Here is a 24,159-nt window from a genome sequence, read left to right as displayed (position 1 = left end):
TCTCAGCGCTTCACCAATTCATCTTCTTTCGCTTCATGTTTTTTCCGGAAAGCCTTAAGGAAATTCGCGTTAACGACTCCCCTGTTTGAATAGAGTTTTTCGCAAAATTCTAACATGGCTTTGGAGGCTTTAGGTTCTGTTAATATCATGAAGTGGTTGTTTGATTCGACATCCACCAGATGGAAATGTGGCATTTGCCGCTCCCATTCCTCCCAGTAGGCAGATTGATCAAACGGTGCTTTTTCATTTGAGAAAGTGAAATAAATGTCTAAATCTCCAAAGAAAGACCCGCTTTTATTGCGGAAGTAATAACATTTTACCGCCTCAGGATCAGGCAGAGGCTGAACAGTGTACGATTCAACATCATAGGCACGCTGGGTTTTCATCATTTGCTGAGTCTGCGCACGTATTTGCTTCTCCGGTTTGTTCAATCCCCGTTTTCTTGCCAAATCAATCAGCTCAGACAGGAATTCTTCATCGTCTGAGTTTGTGTCTACCTCTTCACGGCTGATGAGAACGTCAGTAAGCTTATCCGGCTTCGCAATCGATGCCAGCATCGTATTGATCGTTTGCAGCATTGATGTTTTCATAGAAGCTTCATTCTCTTTCTTCTCAGAACTGTATGGAGAGTCAATCATTACCATGCTTTTGACAGCAAGGCCTTGGCTTTGCAGCTGGCGTGTGACTTCATATGCAATCATTCCGCCTAAGGAATATCCGCCTACATCATAAGGGCCTTCCGGCTGAATGTCTCGGATGATCTCTATATAATAGGAAGCCATTTGTTCAATTCCATGCAAAGGAGCATGTTGAGTCATAAATCCCCTTGCTTGAATACCGTAAAAAGGGCGCTGGCTTTTTTCTGCAAATGACTGATAGATTTCAACGCCCCCTACCCCGCCATGAAACCAAAATACAGGGCGCCCCCGCTTGCCGTCATTTAACGGTATCAATTCCGGGAACGTACGAGTGTGCTCGTTTCGTAAGGAGGCATCCGCCTGTTTCTTTGCGATCAAGTCCGTCATATCCTGCACAGTTTGGCATGCTTGCAGCTCCGCCAAGGTGATGAAAGGATCGACCTTTGCTTGCAGTTGCTGCAATAACTGTATGCAAGAAATCGAATCAAACCCGTAATGCTGCAATGGCTTATGAGGATGCAGTTCTTCTGGATCCATCCCTAATACATCAGCTAACATGTGATGATCGCTGCTGTTGATATGCATCTCATGTGAAACAGAAGGCGTATTCTCTAATGCTTGAAAGCCATTCCAGCAGCTTCTCTTTTCAAACGGATAGGTTGGCAACGGTATTCTGCTGGCGCCTTTTCCTTGATAAAACTGCTCCCACGGGATTCGCACCCCTTTTGTCCAGCAAAATGCGATCTTTTCAAGGTTGTTCTCAGACAACAGGGTCTCTATCACCATTTCTCTTAATGGCCCATCAAGCAAGGTTTCGATATCTGACGAGCCCTCTTCTGCATTCCCGCAAAAAACAGGCACAGAACTTTTTGGCTTTCCGCCTTTTTCCGCAGCTGTTATGCAGTCTTGCAAGCCGATAACCAGTTCTTCTTTACTTCGGACGACCAGCGCCAGCCGGTCCTCCATCTCCTCTCGTCCGGTTTGAAGTGTATAAGCATAATGTGGCAACGACAGTCCTTGTTGTTCGTTCACATAATCAAGCTGCTGTTGAATAACTGCTTTTAGCCTGTCTTGATTTTTTGCTGAAAGAACCACAATATGAGCTTCATTCTCGTTCATATTAACCGGTGCTTTTGATGAAGGAATATATTCTTCTAAAATGACGTGCGCATTTACGCCTCCAAAGCTATAGCTGTTGATACCCGCTCTGCGCGGGATGATTCTGCCTGAATCGTCCTTTACATCCTCCCATTGCTGGTTCTCCGGAATCATTCGGAAACGGGTGCCCTTTATTGACACCTGATCATTCAATGAAGAAAATCCGGAAATGCCTGGTATGGTTTGATGCTTCATCGCCATGCTGACCTTCATGAGAGCAGCCATACCGGAGACCAGTTCACCGTGTCCAATGCTCGGCTTTAAGCTGCTGATATAACACGGCGCTTCCTCCTGTACTTCCTGTGGAAGTTCCGACTCTAGCTGGCTTAAGCCTGAAGTTAACGCACCTATTTCTATCGCGTCTGCCAATGGAGAGGCGATCCCATGCGCTTCGATATAGGCCACCGTTTTGGGATCAATATGCGCTCCTTCATAAGCCTTCAGCATTGCATCCTTCATACCGGCCGGATTTGGCGCGTGCAGTGACATTCCCCGGCCGCCATGCGATACACCTGTACCTTTAATGACCGAATAAATATGATCGGAATCTTCAATGGCTTTTTGCAAAGGTTTAATGATGAGAACCCCTGCGCCTTCACTTCTGACAAAGCCATTCGCATCTGCTTGAAAGGATTTGGCCTGTCCATCCGCACTCAAATATCCCATTGAGTCGAAGCCAATGAATCCTTTTGGTGAAAGCAGCAAATTCACAGCCCCGACAATGGCTTGTTCACATTCGCCGTTTCGGATGGATTGTATAGCTCTGTGCAAAGCCACAAGAGCGGAGGAACAGGCAGCTTCGTAATATTCGCTTGGCCCTTTTACATTCAGCGCATACGATATACGGTTTGGAATTAAGGAAGGAATCACAGCTGCATCCGTATTGCCAGCTGCGACGAATACGCCTGTCGGACGGCTGGATAAGGCCTGTCCTGTTAAGCCTGCGTCTTCCATCGCCTTCCATGCATGTGTTAAGAGCAGAAACTCCTGCGGATCCATATGTGCCGCTTCTTTAGGTGATATGCCAAAAAACAGCGGGTCAAACTCACCTATTCCTTCTATAAATCCGCCCCATTGAAGGCTTGATGATCCTTCTTTATCAACTGAGGCACATTCACGCCAGTCCCAGCGTTCTTTCGGCACTTCAGAGACACAGTTTTTTCCGTGAATGATGTTGTCCCAAAATTCCGTTACGCTGTTTGCTTTCGGAAACTGTCCCGACATGCCGATAATGGCTATGCCGTCGGCTGCATGTTTGATTGCTTTATCCGTCTTCATCTCATCAGCCGGAATCTGTTTCATTTGGTTTTCGATTTGAGCTGAACGTTCCTGCTGCTGATCAACTCCACCAAACAGCTGAACAAAAGATGCTTCATGTTTGTCCGCAAAAAATTCAATAAGCTCTTGTACAGTCGGATATTCAAAAAACAACGTCGGGTTTAAGTCGATTTTTGTTTCTGATTCGATCTCCCTTGTCAGCCCAACCAATTGAGAGGAATCAATACCCAATTCCATAATATGAGCTTTTGAGAGAGCCAGTTTTGACGGATCGGCCATGTTTACTGCCAGTTTATTTGTTACATAGCTTTTGATACGGTCTTTTAGACCGCGGACTTTGATGTTCTGATTTTCATTCCTTATTTGATTTGTAACTCGCAGTTGTTTTAACGAGTAACCCGAATAACGCAGCACCGTTTCTGACGATTCATTGACCACATCTACATCGAACAGCAGCATGTCACCTGTATTCTTAACCAATGTAATCAGAAGCCAGCAATCCTCTTGTATCGTATGTTTAGTAAATTGGATATCATTGATTCCAAATGGCAGGAAACTTCCTTCAATGTCAAATTGCTCTAAGAAACTAAGGATAGCCAAGTAGGCGCTGTTTGTCATCAATGGGCTTACAGTGTAATGATGCCCGTTTGCCAGATCGCTTTGAGGCAGGCGAATTTTTGCCAGTACGGACTTATGATCTCTGTAAAGATGTGTAATCGTCTTAAATAACGATCCCCACTCAGGGCCATTTCCGGCTTTATACATCTGATCGATGTGATGAAGCTCGGTTAACGATTGCTTTAAGCTTTCGATATTGACTTCTTTTGTTTCAAACAAACTTTTTTGGCATTGCCCGATTGCGGCAGGCTTCCATGTATCAGAGGCCAGCTCACGGTACATGATTTGTAATTCTATGACTTGGTTTTTTTGAAGAGGCTTTGCCTGCAGTTCAATGGTCTCGCCTTGTTTGATGACAATTGGATTGATATAGCTTAATTTGCTGATACGGCCGCTGTTTTCCTCAGGAAACATGTTGAAAAATGCGTCAATGGCCAGACTGCTGTATGTCGCGCCGACAAGCACCCGTTCATTGTTGAAGACGTGGCCTTGCACGTAAGGCTCGTCATATGTGAATTGATCTTGTATGACCGGATGATTGTTATTGCTTTCGACAGCTGATGGTTTCCCCTGACCCGCCGGAACATCGAAATGAAATGATGTATGATGATCAAATGCATAGTGCGGCAGGCGAACCCAGCCGGATCGGTTCCCTTGAGCTGCTTCTTTAAAATCAACGGATGCCCCTGCTGCCCATTGCTCTGCTGCGCTTGTTTCTCGTTCCTTTTGGGCTGATCCCGCGCACGGCTGTAAATCGAATGATGTATAAATACCTTGCTGGCGTGAGCTTTCTTTTGCTGTACGGAACATCTTCAGTTTTTCGATCAGTTCCTGAGTCGATGTTACTGTAAATGCAGCCCTATGCTCTAAATCGTGGTTTATTCTGTGTAAAGCCTGTACAATTGGTTCAATATCCAGAGCAGCTTCCTTCTCTAAAAACAATTGCATGTTTTCAAGGTAGCTGAGCAGGCTCCATTTTGTTTTTGCTGAAAAAACGGCTGTACATTCCGGCTGGCGGGAAGTGATCCGTCTCTCAGGAGCCATCTCTATAAATTCTTCTATAATGAGATTGGCATAGGCTCCCCCCGCTCCGAAGGAATTGATCATGCTTCTGCGAGGCAACTGCTTTCCTGTTTCAGGATCATTCAAGCGATGCCATGGCTCCGTTTGTTCTTGAAGATAAAAAGCCGTGTTTTCCAGCTTAATATTTGGATTGATAGGTGTTGCGTTGATTGTCGGCACCAGCGTGCCCTTCTTCATCTGCAGCAGCACTTTTGTCAGCTGAGAAATGCCGGAAGCTGCCTCCAAATGTCCCAGATTGGATTTGACAGAACCTATCGCGCAAAACTGTTTCTTATTCGTGTATTGTTCAAATGCGTTTGTTAATGCAATCATTTCAATAGGATCGCCCAGCGCTGAACCATTTGCAGCTGATTCAATATAGCTGATAGTCTCCGGATCAATGCCCGACTGCTCAATCGACCTGACGATTAATTTTGCTTGCTGTTTCGGATCTGGTGCTGTATACATCTGTCTTCCGCCGCTATGATTGGCAAAACTGCTTTTGATCACAGCGTAAATATGATCCTGATCTTCCATTGCCTTCGAAAGCGGTTTTAACAAGACTGCTCCGACACCTTCCCCGGGAATAAGTCCGGTTCCTGTGCCAAAACTTTTGCTTTGGTTTCCGCCTTCCAGCAGATTGGCCCGCTCCAGAGAATCATACTTTGAGAGATCGAGTGTTAAATTGACTCCTCCCGCAATCGCCATAGAGCTGCTGTTCAATTTCAGGCTTTCACAGGCAAGATGAATGGCGTTTAATGAACTGGAGCATGCTGAGCTGACAGCGATACTCGGTCCAGTCAGGTTGAAAAAGTGGGAAATGCGGTTTGCGATATGCCAGTCTCCCCCATTTGAGCTGAGGACTGCCTGCTCTACTGATGGGATATTCCAAAAATACTGGTTATACATATTCCCAATAAAGACACCCACTCCGGCATCATCATCCCGCAGTTTATTCAGCCGGGTTCGGGTATAGCCGCCATCCTCAAATGTTTCCCAGACGGTTTCTAAACATAAGCGCAGTTCCGGTGTCATTTCCATCACCCGGCTTTGCTCCACCTCAAAAAGCTGATGGTCAAATGCTTCAATGTCTTGTAAAAATCCGCCATACCGCTTCTTATCTGCCAACTGTGTTGAATCTTTTGATAATGTTTTCAATAAAGATGTGCGCCATCTGGATTCCGGCGCCTCTGTAATACAATTGTCTCCAGCGATTAAATGCGCCCAAAGCACTTCTAAGCCAGCAGACATCGGATAGCGTCCGCTGATCCCGATTATTGCGATATCTTCTGTACCATGATCATTCGTCTGTGCCACTTGGAAATGGCTTGTCTTTTCTTTTTTCAACTCACTATTTGATGCTTGCTGAGTTTCTTTGATCTGCTGCTCTCCGGCAAAGCGGCGTGCGGTAAAAGCTAGCGGCTTACTAGCAGCTGCACGCTCCCTTTGAACAGGTGCTTCGTGTTTTGCAGGCTGCTGTGTTTCTTTTAACAGTGCTGTCCGGAGCTTACTTTCGTACTCCTTGACTAAATAGTCGACGAGTTCTTTTGTGTTGTTATGTTCGAATAAAATGGTTTTTGGAAGATCCCCCGTTACTTTTTCTAATTCACGAATGAAATTGACCTGCAAAATCGAATCGATTCCATACTTCTCGAAAGTCGTATCTTCGTGAATACGCTCTGGTGATAGTTTGATCGATTTTGCCAGCGTATGTTTCACAAATTGAATCGTTTGTTCAATGAGAGAATCGTTATCCTGTGAATGAACTTTTTCCGCATCGATTTGTAAATGTGCTGTATCTTCTATCTCAGTTTTCTTTTTTTGACGGACGACTCCGTTACTTTCAGCAGCAATGATCTGCTGGCCGAGCTGATGTGATTGTTCAGCCATAAAGGAAACATGGCGATATCCCTCACTCTCAAGCACCATTTCCCAAGTGTCCGGATACAGACCCGGGCAGCCCGGTATACGGAGAGCAGGATCCTCATACAGCCACCAGCCCTCTAAAAGGCCGAACGTCAAATGCGAATATATATTATGATCACTTATTTCATTTAAGAGGAGCAGTCCGTTCTTTTTCAAAACTGCTTTTGCGTTTCGCAATGTCTGCCGGATATTTTTCGTGGCATGCAGCACATTCGCTGCAATCACCACGTCATAGCTCCCCGCATCAATATGCTGTTCAGATGCCGGCTCCTCCACATTAAATCGTTTATATGTCAAATACGGATTGTCCGGGCCGTACTTATTTTCTGCGTGCATTAAAAATGCTTTAGACAGATCTGTATAGCAGTATTCTTTTATATGTGTCTGCCAGGCTTTCAACTTTTGAAAAACAGCCGCGCTTGTACCGCCGGTTCCGGCTCCGATTTCTAATATGCGAATCTTTGCCTCAGGCTCTTGCTTCAGACGTTCTTGCAGATAGGCCGTTAGTGTGTTCGCCAGCACATCATTAAAATAGTCTGCGACTTGGTTGTTTTTATAGACGCCTTCTACTAGATCCATTGATGAATTCGGAAACAGGATATCGGTGGCAGACACCTTGCCGGTCAGAATATCCGGCAAGGCTTTAAGTGCTGTCTCCACCAATGTCACCATGGCTTTCATATTATTGTCTTGAAGCAGGTCCGATTTTTGTTCATTCCATTCCATCCACAGTTCACTCACGGTTCCTATTGAGCGCGTTGGAACATGTCCATTCGCCGTCCGCTTGAGAAATTGATGGCGTTCTAAAAACGAGTGGCTTTCTTCTAACCATCTGCCATAGAAATTCTCCAATACTGGCTGGGATTTACTTTCTGTGAAAAAACCTATGGACTGCAATTGTGCGAAAAGCATTTTACAGAGAATGTCTTCTGTGTTCAGCATTGGCGCTCCCCCTCCTATAACAGTTGTTGAATCTTTGTGCTGTCACCCGGGTGATAGCTTCGCAGCTTTTGAATGGCTGAGCTGTGAGTTTCCGGGTAAACTTCAATTGTTTCTTCCATCTGTTCCGCTTCATCATTCATATCGTTTGCCATTTTCATCATCACCAGCTGCTGCAGCGGTCCTCCGAGCAGCAATTCCAATGCCTCCATCGCTTCAGGGGCTTCAATAGAGCCAATGCCTGCCTGAGCCATTCTCTTCTGATAATCCGGTGAGGAAACCACACCGACGCTTCCCCAATAACTCCAATTCATCACGGCTGCTGCACAAGGCCATACTTGAGAAAGCCGCTGTGCAAAAGCATCCTTAAAACTGCAGCCGGCAGCGTAATTGCTTTGTCCCGAAGCTCTCGCAAACGATTGCACGGAAGAGAAAAACAAAACAAAGTCCAGTGGTTCATGCCGGAAAACTTGAGCCATTCGCACACTGACATCTACTTTTGCAGAAAGAACGTTTCTGAAGCATTCCTCGTTCATGTTCATCAGGCTTTGGTCTTGCAAGACAATTGCAGAATGAATGATGCCGTTGATTTCTCGATACATTTGTTTCATTGTTTCATAAGCGCGCTCCAATTCCTCTCGGTTAGCCGCATCAGCTTGAATGTAAAGCGGGGCAGGCCCCAGATGCGAAAGTCTGTCGAGTTTACTTTGAATAGCTGGATCCATTTTTCTTCTGCCAATCCAAACGATCTGCGCCTGGTATGTTCTGATCATATATTCGCTCCAGACTTCGCCAATTCCGCCTGCGCCGCCTATGATGACATAAACGCCTCCGCGCTTATACTTATTTTGCACCGGTTGATTGTTGTGCACTGGAATCAAGCGCAATTTATGCCAGCTCTTATTCCGGTAGGCCCAAGTATTCCCTTCTTCATCAGCAGGCAAGGAAAAGATTTCAGGCACAGGCAAGTTCTCATGTTTCGTGACATCAATCAGCTTTGTCTGCCAATTTGGATATTCTTTTGCCATCGAACCGATCAGGCCGTGCACACCAGCATCGACCGGATCGACAATATCATGCTGATCAACATATTGCGTGTTCGCCGTCACGACCGTCCAGCGTATCTCCCGCTCTCCATAGCCTAAAGACTGGATCGCCTTAATGATTCTGTATATTTGAATCACGCCTTGACCTTGGGCTTCAATCATTTCGTCACCGACTTCACATTCTGTCACACGAGAAGGAGACAGCCACACAATATGGTCAAACGATCCGAGTGCTTCAAGCTGGTCAGCAATCTCATGAATCGATGTGTTCGGCTCAATGTGCACCCCTTTGGCAAACGGATACTGCCTTTGAACAGCTTTTCTGCTGTTGTCATCCCCTCCGAGGATGACAACACGCTCATCAGCAGGCGGCATGACGCTCTTCACCAATTGAACTTGATCCCATACCGGCGCCATAAGAAGCGCTCCATCAAGAGATGTCTTGACATCCGGTGACTTCGGCTCATCTTGCGGTTGTATGTCTTCTTCCAGCACCCTTGAGGAAATACCCTTGATTCGCACACACACTCGGCCTTGTTCATCACAGAGATCAATATCCAGTCTCTGTATTCTGTCCTCATTTGGACGAGATGTCACAGAAACCCACATTTTATCTGTACACGGGCTGAATATTTCGAGCTCTTGCAGCGCAAAAGGCAGGGAAAGCTGCTCGTCACCGGAATTCAGTTTCAGCCCGATTGATGCTTGTAAAGCAGAGTCTGCCATACTTGGATGAAGAACAAATTTGTCCAGCGTGTGAGACACACCAAGAGGCAGGGAAAGCTCTGCCAAGGCTTGATTACGGCCAATATAAAGCCGATCTATTCCTTGAAAACCAGGTCCGTAGTCAATGCCGATTGCCTTAAATAATTCATAACATTGCTCGTGGGAAAGGGTGCTTAGACTGCATTGATCTTGAAGCATGCTGATATCCTGAACTGGAATACCTCCTGCTCGGCTGATTGCAGCACTGCCTTGACAGTGTATTTTCCGCCCATTGTGCCCATCCGCAGTATAGATGTTAAAGGCCATCTCACCGTCCTGCTGGGGATCTAGACTGATATCGGCTTGAATAGGCTTCCCGCCCGCCACAATCGGCTGCACCCACACAACATTTTTGATATGGATAACAGCTTGCTCATCTTTGAGTTCTCTCACTGCTCTCGAAACGGCGGCATGAACCATCTCAAGATATGCTACACCCGGCATGACTGGGCTTCCCTTCACCTTATGATCGGTGAAAAAGAACTCAGCACCTGTAAAGGTCGAGCTGAAACGCTGCTCTGACAAATCGGATGTGTTGGACTGTACTAGCGGGTGCAATGCTGCTGTTTCGAAACTATTTGGTTCATGATGCGTGACTGCTTCTTCTTTCATATCCGTTATCCAGTAGCGTTCTTTTGCAAATGGATAGGTTGGGAGGCTGATGCGTTTCGGCTGTTTGCCGCCATACAGTTTACTCCAATCTATTTCCATGCCTTTTATCCATAATTCAAGCAGCCTTTCATATGTTCCGGGCTCCCAGCTGCTTTTGAGCGTTTTCTGTATTTCATCATCTGATCTCAATGTCTGTACAATCCCTTTGTCCGCTCTGCCTGACATGTACTGCGTACTCGCATGTCCGGCTATAAAGAGGTTCAGTTTTTCCAGCAAGTCCTCCGCCGAGACAGCGATGATCCCTAATCTTTCCTCCATTGGATCACGCCCTTCTTGGAGTGTATAAGCAATATCAGTGAGATCACGAGATGTGACAGGTTGGCCGCTGATAAAGTCTGCTAATTGCTGGGCTTGGTCTTTCAGACGATTTTCATCCTTTGCTGACAAGATAAAGATGCCCGGGTGTTGTGCTGTCACAGCTGGCGCTTGTGCAGATCGAGTGGTTTCTTTTGGAATATATTCCTCAATGACCACGTGGGCATTGACGCCGCCTATGCCAAATGAACTAATGCCGGCGCGCCGTGGCAGCTCTCGGCCAGCTTCATCCTGCAGCACTTCCCACTCTTTGGATTCCTGCACAATATAAAACGGGCTGCCTTCCAGTCTGATATACGGATTGATGGTTTCACTGTACAGGCTTTTTACAAGCGTCTTATGTTTTAGCTGCAATAACACTTTAATGACACCCGCCACACCGGCCGCCAGTGATAAATGACCGATGTTTGTTTTCGCTGACCCAAGTCCGCAATGGCTGCCTTGAACAGCCGGGTCACCCGTTTTTTCATACAGCTCTTGAAATGCCGCTTTCAGGCCGTTGATTTCTACTGGATCACCAAGCTCTGTTCCGGTTCCATGCGCTTCAATGTAAGTAACAGTTCTTGGATCGATTCCCGCTTTTTCATATGCTGTTTTTACGACATCCGCCTGAGCCTTCGGATTAGGAGTCGTCAGAGAGTTTGCGCGGCCTCCGTGGTTTACCGCACTTCCTTTGATGACACCGTAAATATGATCACCGTCTCGTTCAGCCGCTGTCAGTTTTTTCAGGAAGAGAATGCCGGCGCCTTCACTGACTGCGAACCCATCGGCTCTATCAGAAAATGTTTTGCACCTTCCTTCTTTACTCAGCGCCCCGGCCTTATCATAAGCGATATGGCCTTGCGGCGTTACGACTGTGTTGACACCTCCTGCAATCGCCATTTCACAGTTTCCGTTTTCAATTGCGCATACCGCATGATGAATGGCGACCAAAGAGCTTGAGCATGCAGTATCTATCGGTTCGCTCGGTCCATGAATGTTCAGGAAATAACTGACCCTATTCGGTCCGGCAGAAGGACTCATATTCGCAGCTGCTGAGCCTTCTATGTCTAGATTTGACAGCAGTGAACTATACCCCGTGTTTCCAGTCCCAATGAAGATGCCCGTTTTGGTTCCTGACAGGCTTCTCGCTGAGTACCCCGCTTCTTCTATCGCCTGCCACGCATAGGTCATTAACAGGCGTTGCTGAGGCTCCATCTGCTCAGCCTCAAGCGGCGATATGCCGAAGAACAATGGATCAAAGTCAGCGACTTCATCAATAAAACCGCCCCATTTGACGTTTGTTTTATTCGATTCTTTTAGAGGGTCTCCGTAATACTCCTGCCAATCCCAGCGGTCTTTTGGAACCTCTGTAATACAATCCGCGCCCGCTTTCAGGTTCTTCCAGTATTCCTCGATGTCCTTTGCCTTCGGGAAAACACCGCTCATCCCGACAATCGCGATAGGCTCAGGCCTATGATCAGCTGTCTTTTCTACTGGCGTTACCGAAGGGTTTACAAAGCGGTTTTCAGTCGAAAACGTCATATTTTTTATATTTTGTTTGACAGGCTGTATCGGCATTTCAGATTCGTTAGACAATTGGGCTGCTGTAAAAGCATTCGGATATTCTTCTGACAGATACGCTCCAAATGCATGAACAGTTGCGTGCTCAAAGAAGATCGTAGGCGTGAGATCCAGCTTGTACTGCTCATTCAGTGTATTTGCGAATTCAGTTAACGTAATCGAATCAAAACCATATTGATTAAACTCCATATCCGTGTCAATCTCTTCAGGTTTGATTTTGAGCAATTGAGAGATTGTTTGCTTCAAAGCTTCTTGAATGTGGTCAAACAAATGGTCTTGACCCATCCTGGCTTCAGGTGTCACCGGTACTTGCGCTGTTTGCATTGGCACATCATCAGAAGACGGCTTTTGAGTCAGCTTTTCCCTCATCATGTCTCTGATCCCTTCCATGACGATGACGTGATCTTTGCCGAATGCCAAACCTTTATACAGCGCCTGAATGCCGGTCTCAGTTCGCATTGGAGTCACACCTGTGTTTTTCAAAGTCATGTTTTCAATTTCTTTATTCGCGCGCATACCGCCTTCTTTCCAGAGCGGCCAATTGATCGACAGCGTTTGCCCATGCCTGTACATGGCGGTCACCAGCTCATTTCGATAAGCGGCATAACTGTCCATAAACGCATTAGCCATCGCATAATCCGCCTGCCCCGCGCTGCCGGCGACACCGGATATTGAAGAAAAGAGGATAAAGAAATCTAACGCGAGATGCTCGGTTGCCTCATCCACATTCACAAGCCCTTTTACCTTAGGAGCAAAAACTTGTGTCAGTTCTTCGTTGGTTTTGTTCATGAGATAGTTATCTTTAATCAGGCCTGCGCTGTGAATGACACCATTCAAGTCTCCGTAATCAGACGTAATGCTTGTGATGAGCCCGGAGGCTTCTTCCGCTTGCGTCACATCAACCCGCCTATATTCTGCTCGGGCCCCTAATCGCTGAAGTTCGTTAAGCTGCGTCTCTTGATCTGCATTCAATGCAGATCTGCCTGTCAGAATGAGCACAGGCTGTTCAGCTTGACGAGCAACCTCTTTTGCAAAAATAAACCCAAGTCCTCCTGCGCCGCCTGTGATGAGGTATACTCCCTTATCTCTCCACGGCAGGCTTATTTCCCGATCAGCCATTTGCATTTCACGCAAATCATTGATGTACCGTTTGCCCTTTTCGTATTTGATGCGCTGATCTCCTGCGTGTCTTTTATTCTCTCTCAGTTTTTCTGCTATACTTTCAATGTTTTCGTTTGAATCGATTTCAATCGTCTGGCCTATCCATTTTTTATTCTCCAGGCTGGCGGTTTTAAGGAGCGCCGATAGCCCTGAAAATGAGTACTGCTTTCTTTCTGCAGAAGTAAGCAGCTGAATCAGGACATTGCCTTGCGGCTTGCTTTTGAGAAGATCCTGTACCGTCTTAAGCGCTTGTTCGGCATAATCTTGGAACCTTTCTGCCAGTCCTTCGCGGAAAGAATCCAAAACGATGCATTCCGCTCCTTTAACTCTTGATTCAATGCTGTCTTTTGTGAGGCCATTCATGTCACAAAGCATGACAATGTGCCGTTCGTAATGAGGCTCAGAATGTTCTTTTTCACAATCCTTAGGCACCCACTTTTCTTCAAACATCAAGGTTTCCAGCATTTGATCAGGTTCCGTCGATCCATTTCCGCCTTCCGCTGCTCTGAAAGATAATCCTTTCAGCCGTACGCAAACTTTGCCGTTCTCATCTAACATATCAATATCCCGTTTTTGCACCTTATCAGTTGCCTTGCTGCCTTGACTGTATCTTGCGTATACCCACATTTCTGACGAGCATGCTCCGAAGACTTCAAGCTCCTGAACCGCAAAAGGCAGGGTCAGTTGGTTATCTCCGGCGCCTGTCAAAATGCTTGACGCCTGCAAAGCAGAGTCCATCAGCCCCGGATGCATGTTGTATTGGCTGAGCGTATTTAAAGCAGACGGATGCAATGACAATCTTGCTAAAACAAAATGTTCGGCTGTATAGATTTTTTCCATGCAGCGATAAGCAGGACCATATTCAAAACCGATCATTTGATAGGTGTCATATACTTCGTCAACGCTGAAATGGCTTTGCTGACACTGCTCCCGCAAGGACTGCAAATCAACCGCCGGCTGATTTGCAGCAGGACTCAATACAGCGCTGCCTTGACTGTAGACGATTGACTGTTCGCCCGCAATGTCTGGATTACCGTAGATTTCATAGGAAATCTCACCATTTTCCTCCGGTAAAAGCTTAATGTGTACGTGCTGAGGCTGGCCCTCTACAACAATGGGGCGCACCCACACCGCGTTCTTTAGCTTCATGGTGCACGGAACACCTTGTACCTCTGCCGCCTGCTCAACGGCAGCCCGCGCCAATTCAAGATGCGCCACTCCCGGCAAGATCCGTTGGCCTTTGACTACATGATCGGCAAGGAAAAACTCTTCTCCCGTATAGATTGAGCTAAACCTTTGTTCCGAGAGGTTCGATGTGTTTTGATGCATTAATGGATGCAGCACGGCTGCGCCAAGGCGGGAAGTGTCTTTGTTTGCTACAGGGCTGCCGCTTTTTTCTATATGATCAGAGATCCAATAACGGTCTTTTGCGAAAGGATATGTCGGCAAGCTGACACGCTTAGGCACATTCTCGCCATACAGTTTCGTCCAGTCTGCATCAAACCCTTTTACCCATAATTCAAGCAGTTTTGCGTACTTTCCCCGTTCCATCCATTTTTCGACGGCTTCTTGAATCTCTTCGTCCTCTGTCAGCATTTGCAGTGTGCCTTTATCAATCCTGCCTCTAAATAAATCTTCCACATCGCTTTTGCCTGCTGCAAAGTCTTTTAACTTTTGCTGCAAATCCTCAACGGAACCGGAAATAATCCCAAGACGTTCTTCCATCGCGTCCCGTCCTGCTTGCAGGGTATAAGCGATGCGTGTAAGATTTGCGTCTCTATATGTTTCCTTATCAAGCGCATCAGCCAGCTGCTGTGCCTGTTCTTTTAGCCGCGCTTCATTTTTAGCCGATAAAACGAAGATACCCGGATGTTCAGGTGTGATGGACGGTATCATCTCATCGGCTGCTTCTGGAATATATTCCTCAATGATCACGTGGGCGTTTACGCCGCCGATCCCAAATGAACTGACACCTGCTCGGCGAGGCAGCTCTTCTCCCTGTTCATTTTTCAGCGCTTTCCATTCTTCCGTTTCCCGTACGATATAGAACGGACTGTTTTTCAGCTGAATGTACGGATTCACGGTTTCGCAGTGAAGACTTTTCGCTAAGGTTTTATGCTTAAGCTGCAATAATATTTTAATGACCCCTGCTGCACCTGCTGCCAGCGATAAGTGGCCGATGTTTGTCTTCACAGACCCCAGTCCGCAATAAGGATTGGCTGATGCATCGCCTTCATTCATGCCCAATGCTTGAAAAGCTGATTTCAATCCGTTAATTTCAACCGGGTCTCCAAGCTCCGTCCCGGTTCCGTGCGCTTCAATGTAGGTCACGGTTTTCGGATCGATACCCGCTTTTTGATATGCCGACTGAATGACATCCGCCTGCGCCTTCGGATTAGGCGTCGTTAAAGATGCTGCACGGCCGCCGTGATTAATTGCGCTGCCTTTTATGACTCCGTAAATGTGGTCTCCCGCTTCTTCAGCCGCTTTTAACTTTTTCAGAAACAGGATGCCGGCCCCTTCCCCATGAGCGAAACCATCGGCTTGATTTGAAAATGTCTTGCATTTCCCTTCTTTACTGAGCGCACCGGCTTTATCAAAGCTGATATACACCTCAGGAAGGATAATCGTATTCACGCCGCCTGCTAATGCCATCTCACAAGTGCCTTCCTCAATTGAAGAGATGGCGTGGTGGATCGCCACCAATGAGCTGGAGCATGCTGTATCAATCGGTTCGCTCGGCCCATGAAGATTCAGGAAATAACTGACCCGGTTCGGCCCGACTGAAGGGCTCGTATTGGCTGCCGCTGAGCCTTCTATTGCCGAGTTGGCTTTTGACAAAAGGGAGCTGTACCCTGTATTTCCGGTTCCAATGAAGACGCCTGTTTTTGTGCCTGACAGACGTTTCGCCGAATATCCTGCATCTTCGATCGCTTTCCAGGCGTAAGTCAACAGTAAGCGCTGCTGAGGTTCCATTTGTTCAGCTTCACGCGGGGAGATGCCGAAGAATAATGGATCAAAATCGGCAATTCCGTCGATAAAACCGCCCCATTTTACATTCGTTTTATTGCCTTCCTTCGCCGGATCCCCTTCATATTCCCGCCAATCCCAGCGGTCTTTCGGAATTTCCGTCATGCAGTCTTGGCCCTCTTTTAAAGCCTCCCAGAACGCATCAACATCTTTCGCCATAGGGAAAATCCCGCTTATGCCTACAATCGCAATTGGCTCATGGCCAGCTTCACTTTGTGCGGCGTTTGGCAGTATGACTTGCTGCTTTCGGCGTCTTTTAGCTTTGACATGTAAGGGTTGCTCCTGTTTGGCAGCAGGCTGAACCTGAGCCGATACAGCGCGCACAGCAAATGTGTTCGCAAATACCGCTTGATATTCTTCGGCCAAATGCTTGCCAAACGCATGAATCGTCGGGTAGTCAAAAAAGACGGTTGGCGTCAGCTCTAACTTATAGGCGCGGTTCATATGGTTTGTGAATTCCGTCATTGAGATAGAATCAAATCCATACACCGTCATCTCGGCATGATCATCAATCGTTTCAAGCTTGACCTTTAACAGCTTGGCGACCTCCCGTTTTAACATCGCCTTTACTTTATCCAGCAAACTGTCTGTATCAATGCTTTTTACTTGGTCAGTCAAGTTCTCTGTTTCCTTCTTTTCCATAGGTGCTGAGACGGTTTTTGCGAACATGTTTTGTTTTATCTTATGCCCATCGCCTTCAATCACCATGACTTGGTTTGCTTCGGAATGAAACGCTTGATATAATGCCTGAATTCCTTTTTCTGCTCTCATCGGAACAATCCCGGCCAGTTGCACAAGCCTTTTCTCTGTTTCTTGGTCGACCTTCATGCCGCCCTCTCTCCATAACGGCCAGTTTATGGAAAGTGTCTTTCCGTGCCGCTGGCTGATTTCGGCAAGCCCATTTCGATAGCCTGCATACATATCCATAAATACATTGGCTGCCGCATAGTCAGATTGACCAATGCTTCCTAAACTTCCTGAAAGAGAGGAAAAGAGAATAAAGAAGTCCAATGGCAAGTCCTTGCTCGCTTCGTCTAGGTAAACAAGCCCTTTTACTTTAGGCGCCAGCACGTCGTGCAGGTCTTCTGCCGGTTTATTGACCATGTAGCTGTCTTTGATGATTCCCGCGCTATGAAGAATGCCGTCTAGACGGCCGTACGTTTTCTGAATTTCGTCGATGAGCTGGCAGACTCCAATCTTATCGGACACATCTGTTTGCCGATAGGTGACCTCAGCCCCCTTGTCGCGAAGCTCTTTAAGCTTTTTCCTTTTGCTTTCGCTAAGAGGTGAGCGGCCTGTCAAAATGACTGTCGCATTCTTCGTTTGTTCCGTGATTTCGTTTGCAAAAATAAGGCCTAATCCTCCGGCACCTCCTGTAATGAGATAAACGCCATCGTCTTTCCACGGCTTGCTGATGTCACGGCTGGCCGTTTTGATGTCACGCCAATCAGCAATGTACCGAGTGCCGTTTTGATATTTGATATATGAATCGCTGCTCATTTGATTTTCTTTCAGTTTGCCAGCAATGCTTTCTCCGCTTTCTTCACTGCTGACTTCAATCATTTGGCCGGTTAGTTTGGCATTTTCCTGCCCTGCTGTTTTCAGCAGTCCTGTCAGCCCTGAAAACACCTGCTGTTCTCCTTCGGAAGAGGTTACGACCTGAATAAGCGTGTCGCCTTTCGATTTCGTGCGAATGAGCTCTTGTACCTTTTTAAACACTTGTTCCGTATATGAATGGAAACGCGCCTCCATTGAAGAAGGCCTTGCTTCCAGGCTGAAAACATGGACACCCTTGAGTACTGCTTCAATCTGTTTTCTCGTCTCTTGATCATATTCACATAGGAACACGAGGTGCTCTGCATATTTTTTTGGACCTGCTCCGTCAGCTGCCTTTTGTTCTTGCCAAACGGGCTGAAGCAATAAAGTTTCAGCGTTCATTTTTGATGGTTCGGTTTGTATATCAGCCTCCATTACTCTCGTCGAAAAACCTTTCATCCGCACGTAAATCGTGCCATGCTCATCGCATAGATCGATATCGACTTTCTGTATCAGATCCCCCGGTTTGTTTTTCGAATTGAATTGAACATAAACCCACATGTCAGAAACGCATTGCTGAAAGATCTCAAGTTCCTCCAAGGCAAATGGGAGTGCCGCCTTAAAGTCTTCACTGCGTGAAAGCTCCGCCCTAACGACGTTTTGCAAATATTCAGCCGCCTGTAACGCCCCATCCATTACACTTGGATGAAGAACATAATCGTCTGACGTATGCATGACAGATTCCGGCAGTGATAATTTGGCAAGCAGCTGGCCATCGCCTTTATATACGGCTTCTACACTCTTGTAGCCAGGACCGTAATCGGCACCGATCATTCCTTCATAAAACAGGGCAGCGTCCAACCTGTTTTGATCACATCGGTTTTTGATCTCAGCAAGATCCAGCGCTTTTTCTTGCTTTATCTGAATCAATTCCGCTATCCCCTGGTTATATACAACCGGTTCTGCATCAGCAGATTCCGGCTCACCATACATCCGATAAAGAATATGTCCGCCGTCTTCATCATAAAGTCCGATGTTTACTTGAACTGGCTCATTTCCTGCTACAACTGGACGCATCCAAACAACATTTTTCAGGCGGATTCCGGTTTCTTGACCTTCTAAACCGCCAATTCCTTGTTCTATCGCGGCTCTTGCCATTTCAAGCGTGACCGCTGCCGGCAAAATTGCCATGCCTTTAATGATATGCTCGGCAATAAAATACTCTTGTCCTGTAAAGATGGAGCTGAACCGCTGCTCTGACAGAACCGATGTATTATGGTGCACCAAAGGATGCAAACACGATGGTTCAATTGTTGTTACATTGCTGGTGCTGCTTTCAGGCCAGTACCGTTCTTCAGCAAAAGGGTACGTCGGCAAACTGATACGGCGCGGCTTCGTATTTGGATAAAGTCTGCGCCATTCAACATGAAAGCCTTTTGCCCACATCTCAGCAAGCTTTTTCAATTTTTCTTTTGATATTCGTGATGAAGCCAGTTCTTCTGCTTCAGCGTTTCCAAGCAGCTGTTCAGCGGATGTCATTCTCGTTTTTTCTCCTTGGATACTGCCTTCTGCTAGGGTCTTTCCATTCACAAAAGCTTCCAGCTGTTGTTTCCATTCTTCCAGATCGTTCACCATAAAAATGATCCTGCTGTCCATTGCTTCCCGTCCGACCTGGAAGGTGTATGCAATATTTCTTAGAGACATATGCGCTTGCTCGTTTTGACTGATATAGATCAGCAGTTCCTTCACGTATGCTAGGAGCCGCTCGCTATTTTTTGCCGATACAGGAATGAGATAGGGCGGATTGCCTTCGTTCTCCGCTCTCATATCAGAGATGTTTTCATATTGCTCAAAAATAGCATGGGCGTTAGTGCCGCCAAGACCGAATGAGCTCAGAGCCGCCCGATGGACACCTTCTCGTTTCTCTAATGGCTTTCGTTCACGGACTACATAAAAAGGCGAGCTTTCAAACTTTATATTCGGATTCGGCTCAGTGCAGTTGATGGTCGGTGCAAGTTCATTATGGTATAAGCTCATCGCAACTTTAATGCATCCGGCTAGCCCGGCAGCTGTATCCAAATGGCCGATATTCGTTTTCACTGAACCAATTCCGCAAAATTGTTTTTTGTCCGTGTATTGCTTGTACACTTTATTTAATGCGGACATTTCAATAGGATCGCCTAATTTCGTTCCCGTTCCGTGCGCTTCAATATAGCTGACCGTTTCGGGATGAATGTTGGTTTGCTCCAATACATGCTGTATCACTTCTGTTTGGCCTTTTACACTTGGCGCATAGAAGCCGGCCTTATCTGCCCCATCATTATTGATGCCTATTCCGCGCATAATGGCATAAATATGGTCTCCGTCTTTTACGGCATCCACAGCTTTCTTCAGCAGGATAACCGCTACGCCTTCGCCCCCCGCCATTCCGTCTGCTGAAGCATCGAAGGCCTTAACATGTCCGTCGCTTGAAAAATTCAACCCGTTTTGGTGCACGTAGCCGATCGCTGATTGTGCGTGCAATGTTGCGCCTCCGACAAGCGCATATTGAGATTCACCTGATGTCAGGCTTTTGTATGCCTGATACAAGCCGACTAGTGATGAAGAGCAGTTAGAATGAACAAAGTAGCTTGGCCCTTTTAATCCGAGCTTATTTGAGATCATCGTCGGGATGGTTCCGCTTTGGGCTAAAACCCATGAGACATAGCCATCAGGTGATTCATGCCCTTCTATTGCCTCCTTCGGCAATAACGTTCTGTATGAATTGCTGCTTGCAGACATATATACACTTGTAGCCGGAATCTCATTTGCCACATATCCTGCGTCCTCAATCGCTTTCCAGGAATGCAGCAATAAAAGGCGGAGCTGAGGGTCCATATACTCAGCATCTCTCGGAGAAATTTGAAAGAAACCAGGGTCGAATAAATCTTTCCCCTCAATCGCAGATTGCACAGGCACATAGTCAGGATGTTGAATCAGTTCTTCCGGAACTCCGTTTTCGCGAAGCTCTTCTTCAGAGAAGAACTGAATGCTTTCTTTGCCTTCTTTGATACGATTCCAAAAGTCATGATGATGCTTCGCCTCAGGAAACTGGCAGGATATCCCCACAATCGCAACACTATCGTCAAAATAGGAAGGAATCGTCTGCTGCGAGTATTTTCCATCTTCTTTGAGATCATGATTGTCTTCAATTTGAGTTATGGCTTGATCTGCGTTTTTCATTTCCAAAATGTATTGGCTTATGGCACGGATCGTGGAATGCTCGAATAGCTCAGTGACACTAAACTCACAATCCAATTCTTTTTTGATTCGTTCAGCCACGGCTACAGCCAGAAGCGAATCGCCGCCCGCATCGAAAAATCCGTCTTCCAGCCCAAAGCCGCTGACCTTGAGCGTTTCCTCCCAAATATGAAGCACCTGATCCTCTATTTCCGTTAACTGCAATTGATTTGATTTCTTTCTTTTGAAAACGATCTCGCGTTTTTCCAGTTCTTTACGGTCCACTTTCCCGCTAGGCGATAACGGCATCTTATCTAAGCGGATAAAGTGTGAAGGTATCATATATTCCGGCAGACTGGATTTTAGATGCCGGCGCAATTTTTTTGGATCTGCAGGGGAATGTCCGCTTTTCTCTGTATAATAAGCAGCGAGCTGTTGATGGCCTTCCAGCTGCTTCACCACAACCGCCTGATCTAAAATGCCCGGAAATTCACCCAGCTTTATTTCAATTGCGCCAAGCTCGACGCGAAAACCGCGTATTTTGACTTGGCTGTCAATCCGTCCTAAATACTCTATGTTGCCGTCAGGAAGCCATCTTGCTGAATCACCTGATTTATAAAGCTTGGTCCCCGGTTCAAACGGATTATCAATAAATTTTTCAGCCGTAAGGCCAGGCTTATGATAGTAGCCTCTTGCCAAACCGGCTCCCGCAATACAAAGCTCACCTGGTTTTCCGATCGGGACAGGCTTCAAATGCCGGTCCACAATATGAATTTTCACATTGGAGACAGGCTTTCCAATCGGTGTATAGTGACTTGCGATGTCTCCTTTTCCGCATCCGAAATACGCAGCGTAAATGGCGGCTTCCGTAGGTCCGTAAATATTTTCAACACGGCAGTTTTTAAAGATCGATACCGCCTTTTTCACTAATTCTTTAGGGAAAGCTTCGCCTGCAACCATCATATACTTGAGCGGTCCATCCTCTGTGAGCTGCTTGTTGTCTTTCGCCGTTTCTAAAAAGACATGCAGCATAGCCGGCACAAAATTAATGTGGCTCACTCGGTATTTTTCTATATAATCCATACACAGCTGCGGTGATTTTTCTCCATTAGGCGGAAGAATCACAAGGTGGCCGTTTCCGATAAACCATCCGAATAATTCCGAAATCGATACATCGAACACATAGTTCGTTTTCAGTAAATATGCATCCTCAGCAGTCACGGGATAGTGAGATTCTAGAAAATTCAGGGTATTCATAATGCTTCGATGCTCTACCATTACCCCTTTAGGCTGTCCTGTGCTTCCCGATGTGTAAATGATATAGGCGAGATGCTCCGGTTTTACTTCCCGCTTTAAATCGCTGCTTTGCTGATCTGTATAACCGTTTCGGCAAGCCAACTCGATATCGATTGCTTTTACATCGCTGCCAGTTAATCGGCTGATCGAATGACGAACGTTAGGTTGGGTCAGGACAATGGATGCCTGACTGTCTTCGAGCATGTACTTTAACCGTTCTTGCGGGAAGCTTGGATCTAACGGCACATACGTTCCGCCGGCTTTCAGTATTCCTAAAATCCCGATAATCATATCAAACGAACGCTCTGTACAAATTCCAACAGGGTGTTCAGGTCCAACCCCCTGATGTTGAAGATAGACTGCCACAGATGTGCTTTTTTCATCTAGTTCTTTATATGTAAGAGACCTGTCTTCGAAAATCACAGCAACCGCATCCGGGTTTTGTTTCGCTTTTTCCTCGAATACTTCATGTATACACTTGTCATTTGGCGTGTTTGTCCCTGTCGCATTCCATTGTTCCAGCAAACTATTTTGTTCTTGATTTAACTGAAAAGAGTAAGTTTCAAGCGGCAAAGACGGATCCTCCATCATGTGCTGCGCGAGCTTCATATAGTTCTCCATCATACCTTCAATGGAGGACAATTCATATAGATCAGGATTGTACAAAAGATGAAGCACTGTATCATTTTCTTGCTCATATATTTCGAGTGCCAGCTCAAATTCTCCCTCTTGCCGAATATCCTCCATATATTCAATGCCAAGCGTTTGATATGATTCGAGCACTTTTTGTAAGCCTGTTGTCTGAAAGAAGTTTTGGTACAGAAAGGCTGTTTGAAAAACCGGCGAATCCGCTGCCGAGCGGTCTACATTCAGCTCTCTTACCAATGCAGGGAACGGATACGCCGCATGGTCCAGACCGTCAGCCATTGTCAGCTGCAGCTCCCGAATGAATGCTGTAAATGGCTGAGATCCGAGATTCCTGCTCCGAACAGCCATCATGTTGATAAAGTATCCGATAGTAGATTCAAAACCATCTTCTGGCCGCCCCATTGTTGGGACGCCGACAATGATATCCTTTTGTTTTGTATAATGATGCAGCAATACTTTGTAAATGGACAGCAACACAACCGATTCATTCACTTGATACGTGCGGGCAAACGATTTGATTTGTTTTCTCAGGTAATGGGGGAGCAAGCTTTTATAAGCTTGCCCCTTGAATTTTCGCGCGGAAGACCGCGGACGGTCAGCCGGAAGATCAAGAACTGGCAGATTCCCAGACAACTGTTCTTTCCAGTAAGCGAGATGCTCTTCCCCTTCTCTGCCATTCAGCATCCGGGTTTCCCATTTGACAAAATCATAATAATCAGCCGTTAGCGTCTGCTGCACCGGTTCAACCCCATTCAGCAAATGTTGATACGCCTCGAAAAGCGACGATATCAAAGTCAGCATCGACACACCGTCAAATATGGTATGGTGAATCGTGATGAGCAAAATGCATTCTTCGTTTGACCGCTGAAAAAGATGTGTGCGCCATAACGGACCAGCTTCCAAACGAAAAGGTACTTTTGCTTTTTCTTTTAGAAAAGGCAGTATCTCTGCTGATTTCATATTCGATATATCCTCTTCCTCAAAAGAAAGAGCCTCTGAAGACTGAACCGTTTGAAATGGTATGCCATTCTCCTCTTGAATCACACTGGTTAAAACAGGATATTGTCTCTGTACAAACAGAAGGGCTTTCTTGAACGTCTCTGCATGTATTGGTTTAGTGATGCGAAAGCATAAAGGAATATGATAAGCACTCATTTCAGGAGACATTTTTTGAAGCATCCACAGCCCTTTTTGCCCTTCTGAAAGCGGGCTTTTGAACTGCCGCTTCATGCCTTGAAGATGTTGTTCCACCTCAGAAATGGTTAATTCTCCTGATCTGAAGGCATCGA

2 protein-coding genes are annotated in these 24,159 nt (G+C 46.3%); both read right to left on the bottom strand.

Annotation, left to right across the window (positions count from 1 at the left end; all coding sequences use genetic code 11):
- Positions 1-2: 2 nt before the first annotated feature.
- Complete coding sequence (locus ABZM97_RS09405; RefSeq protein WP_367387406.1) at positions 3-7,622, bottom strand: beta-ketoacyl synthase N-terminal-like domain-containing protein; 7,620 nt, start codon at positions 7,620-7,622, stop codon at positions 3-5.
- Positions 7,623-7,636: 14 nt separating this feature from the next.
- Positions 7,637-24,100: an amino acid adenylation domain-containing protein gene (locus tag ABZM97_RS09400; RefSeq protein WP_367387491.1), complete on the bottom strand. Its 16,464-nt coding sequence runs from the start codon at positions 24,098-24,100 to the stop codon at positions 7,637-7,639.
- Positions 24,101-24,159: the final 59 nt, after the last annotated feature.

Origin of the sequence: Bacillus vallismortis (genome assembly GCF_040784915.1) — a bacterium.
Taxonomy (GTDB): Bacteria; Bacillota; Bacilli; order Bacillales; family Bacillaceae; genus Bacillus; species Bacillus subtilis_G.
Note: the sequence above shows the minus strand (reverse complement) of the source record. Positions and strands in the feature narration are given on the sequence as shown.

Excerpts from the sequence above, each read along its gene's own strand:
- ABZM97_RS09400 (WP_367387491.1), bottom strand. The coding sequence starts at position 24,100 with ATGAAGCGGCAGTTCAAAAGCCCGCTTTCAGAAGGGCAAAAAGGGCTG.
- ABZM97_RS09405 (WP_367387406.1), bottom strand. The coding sequence starts at position 7,622 with ATGCTGAACACAGAAGACATTCTCTGTAAAATGCTTTTCGCACAATTG.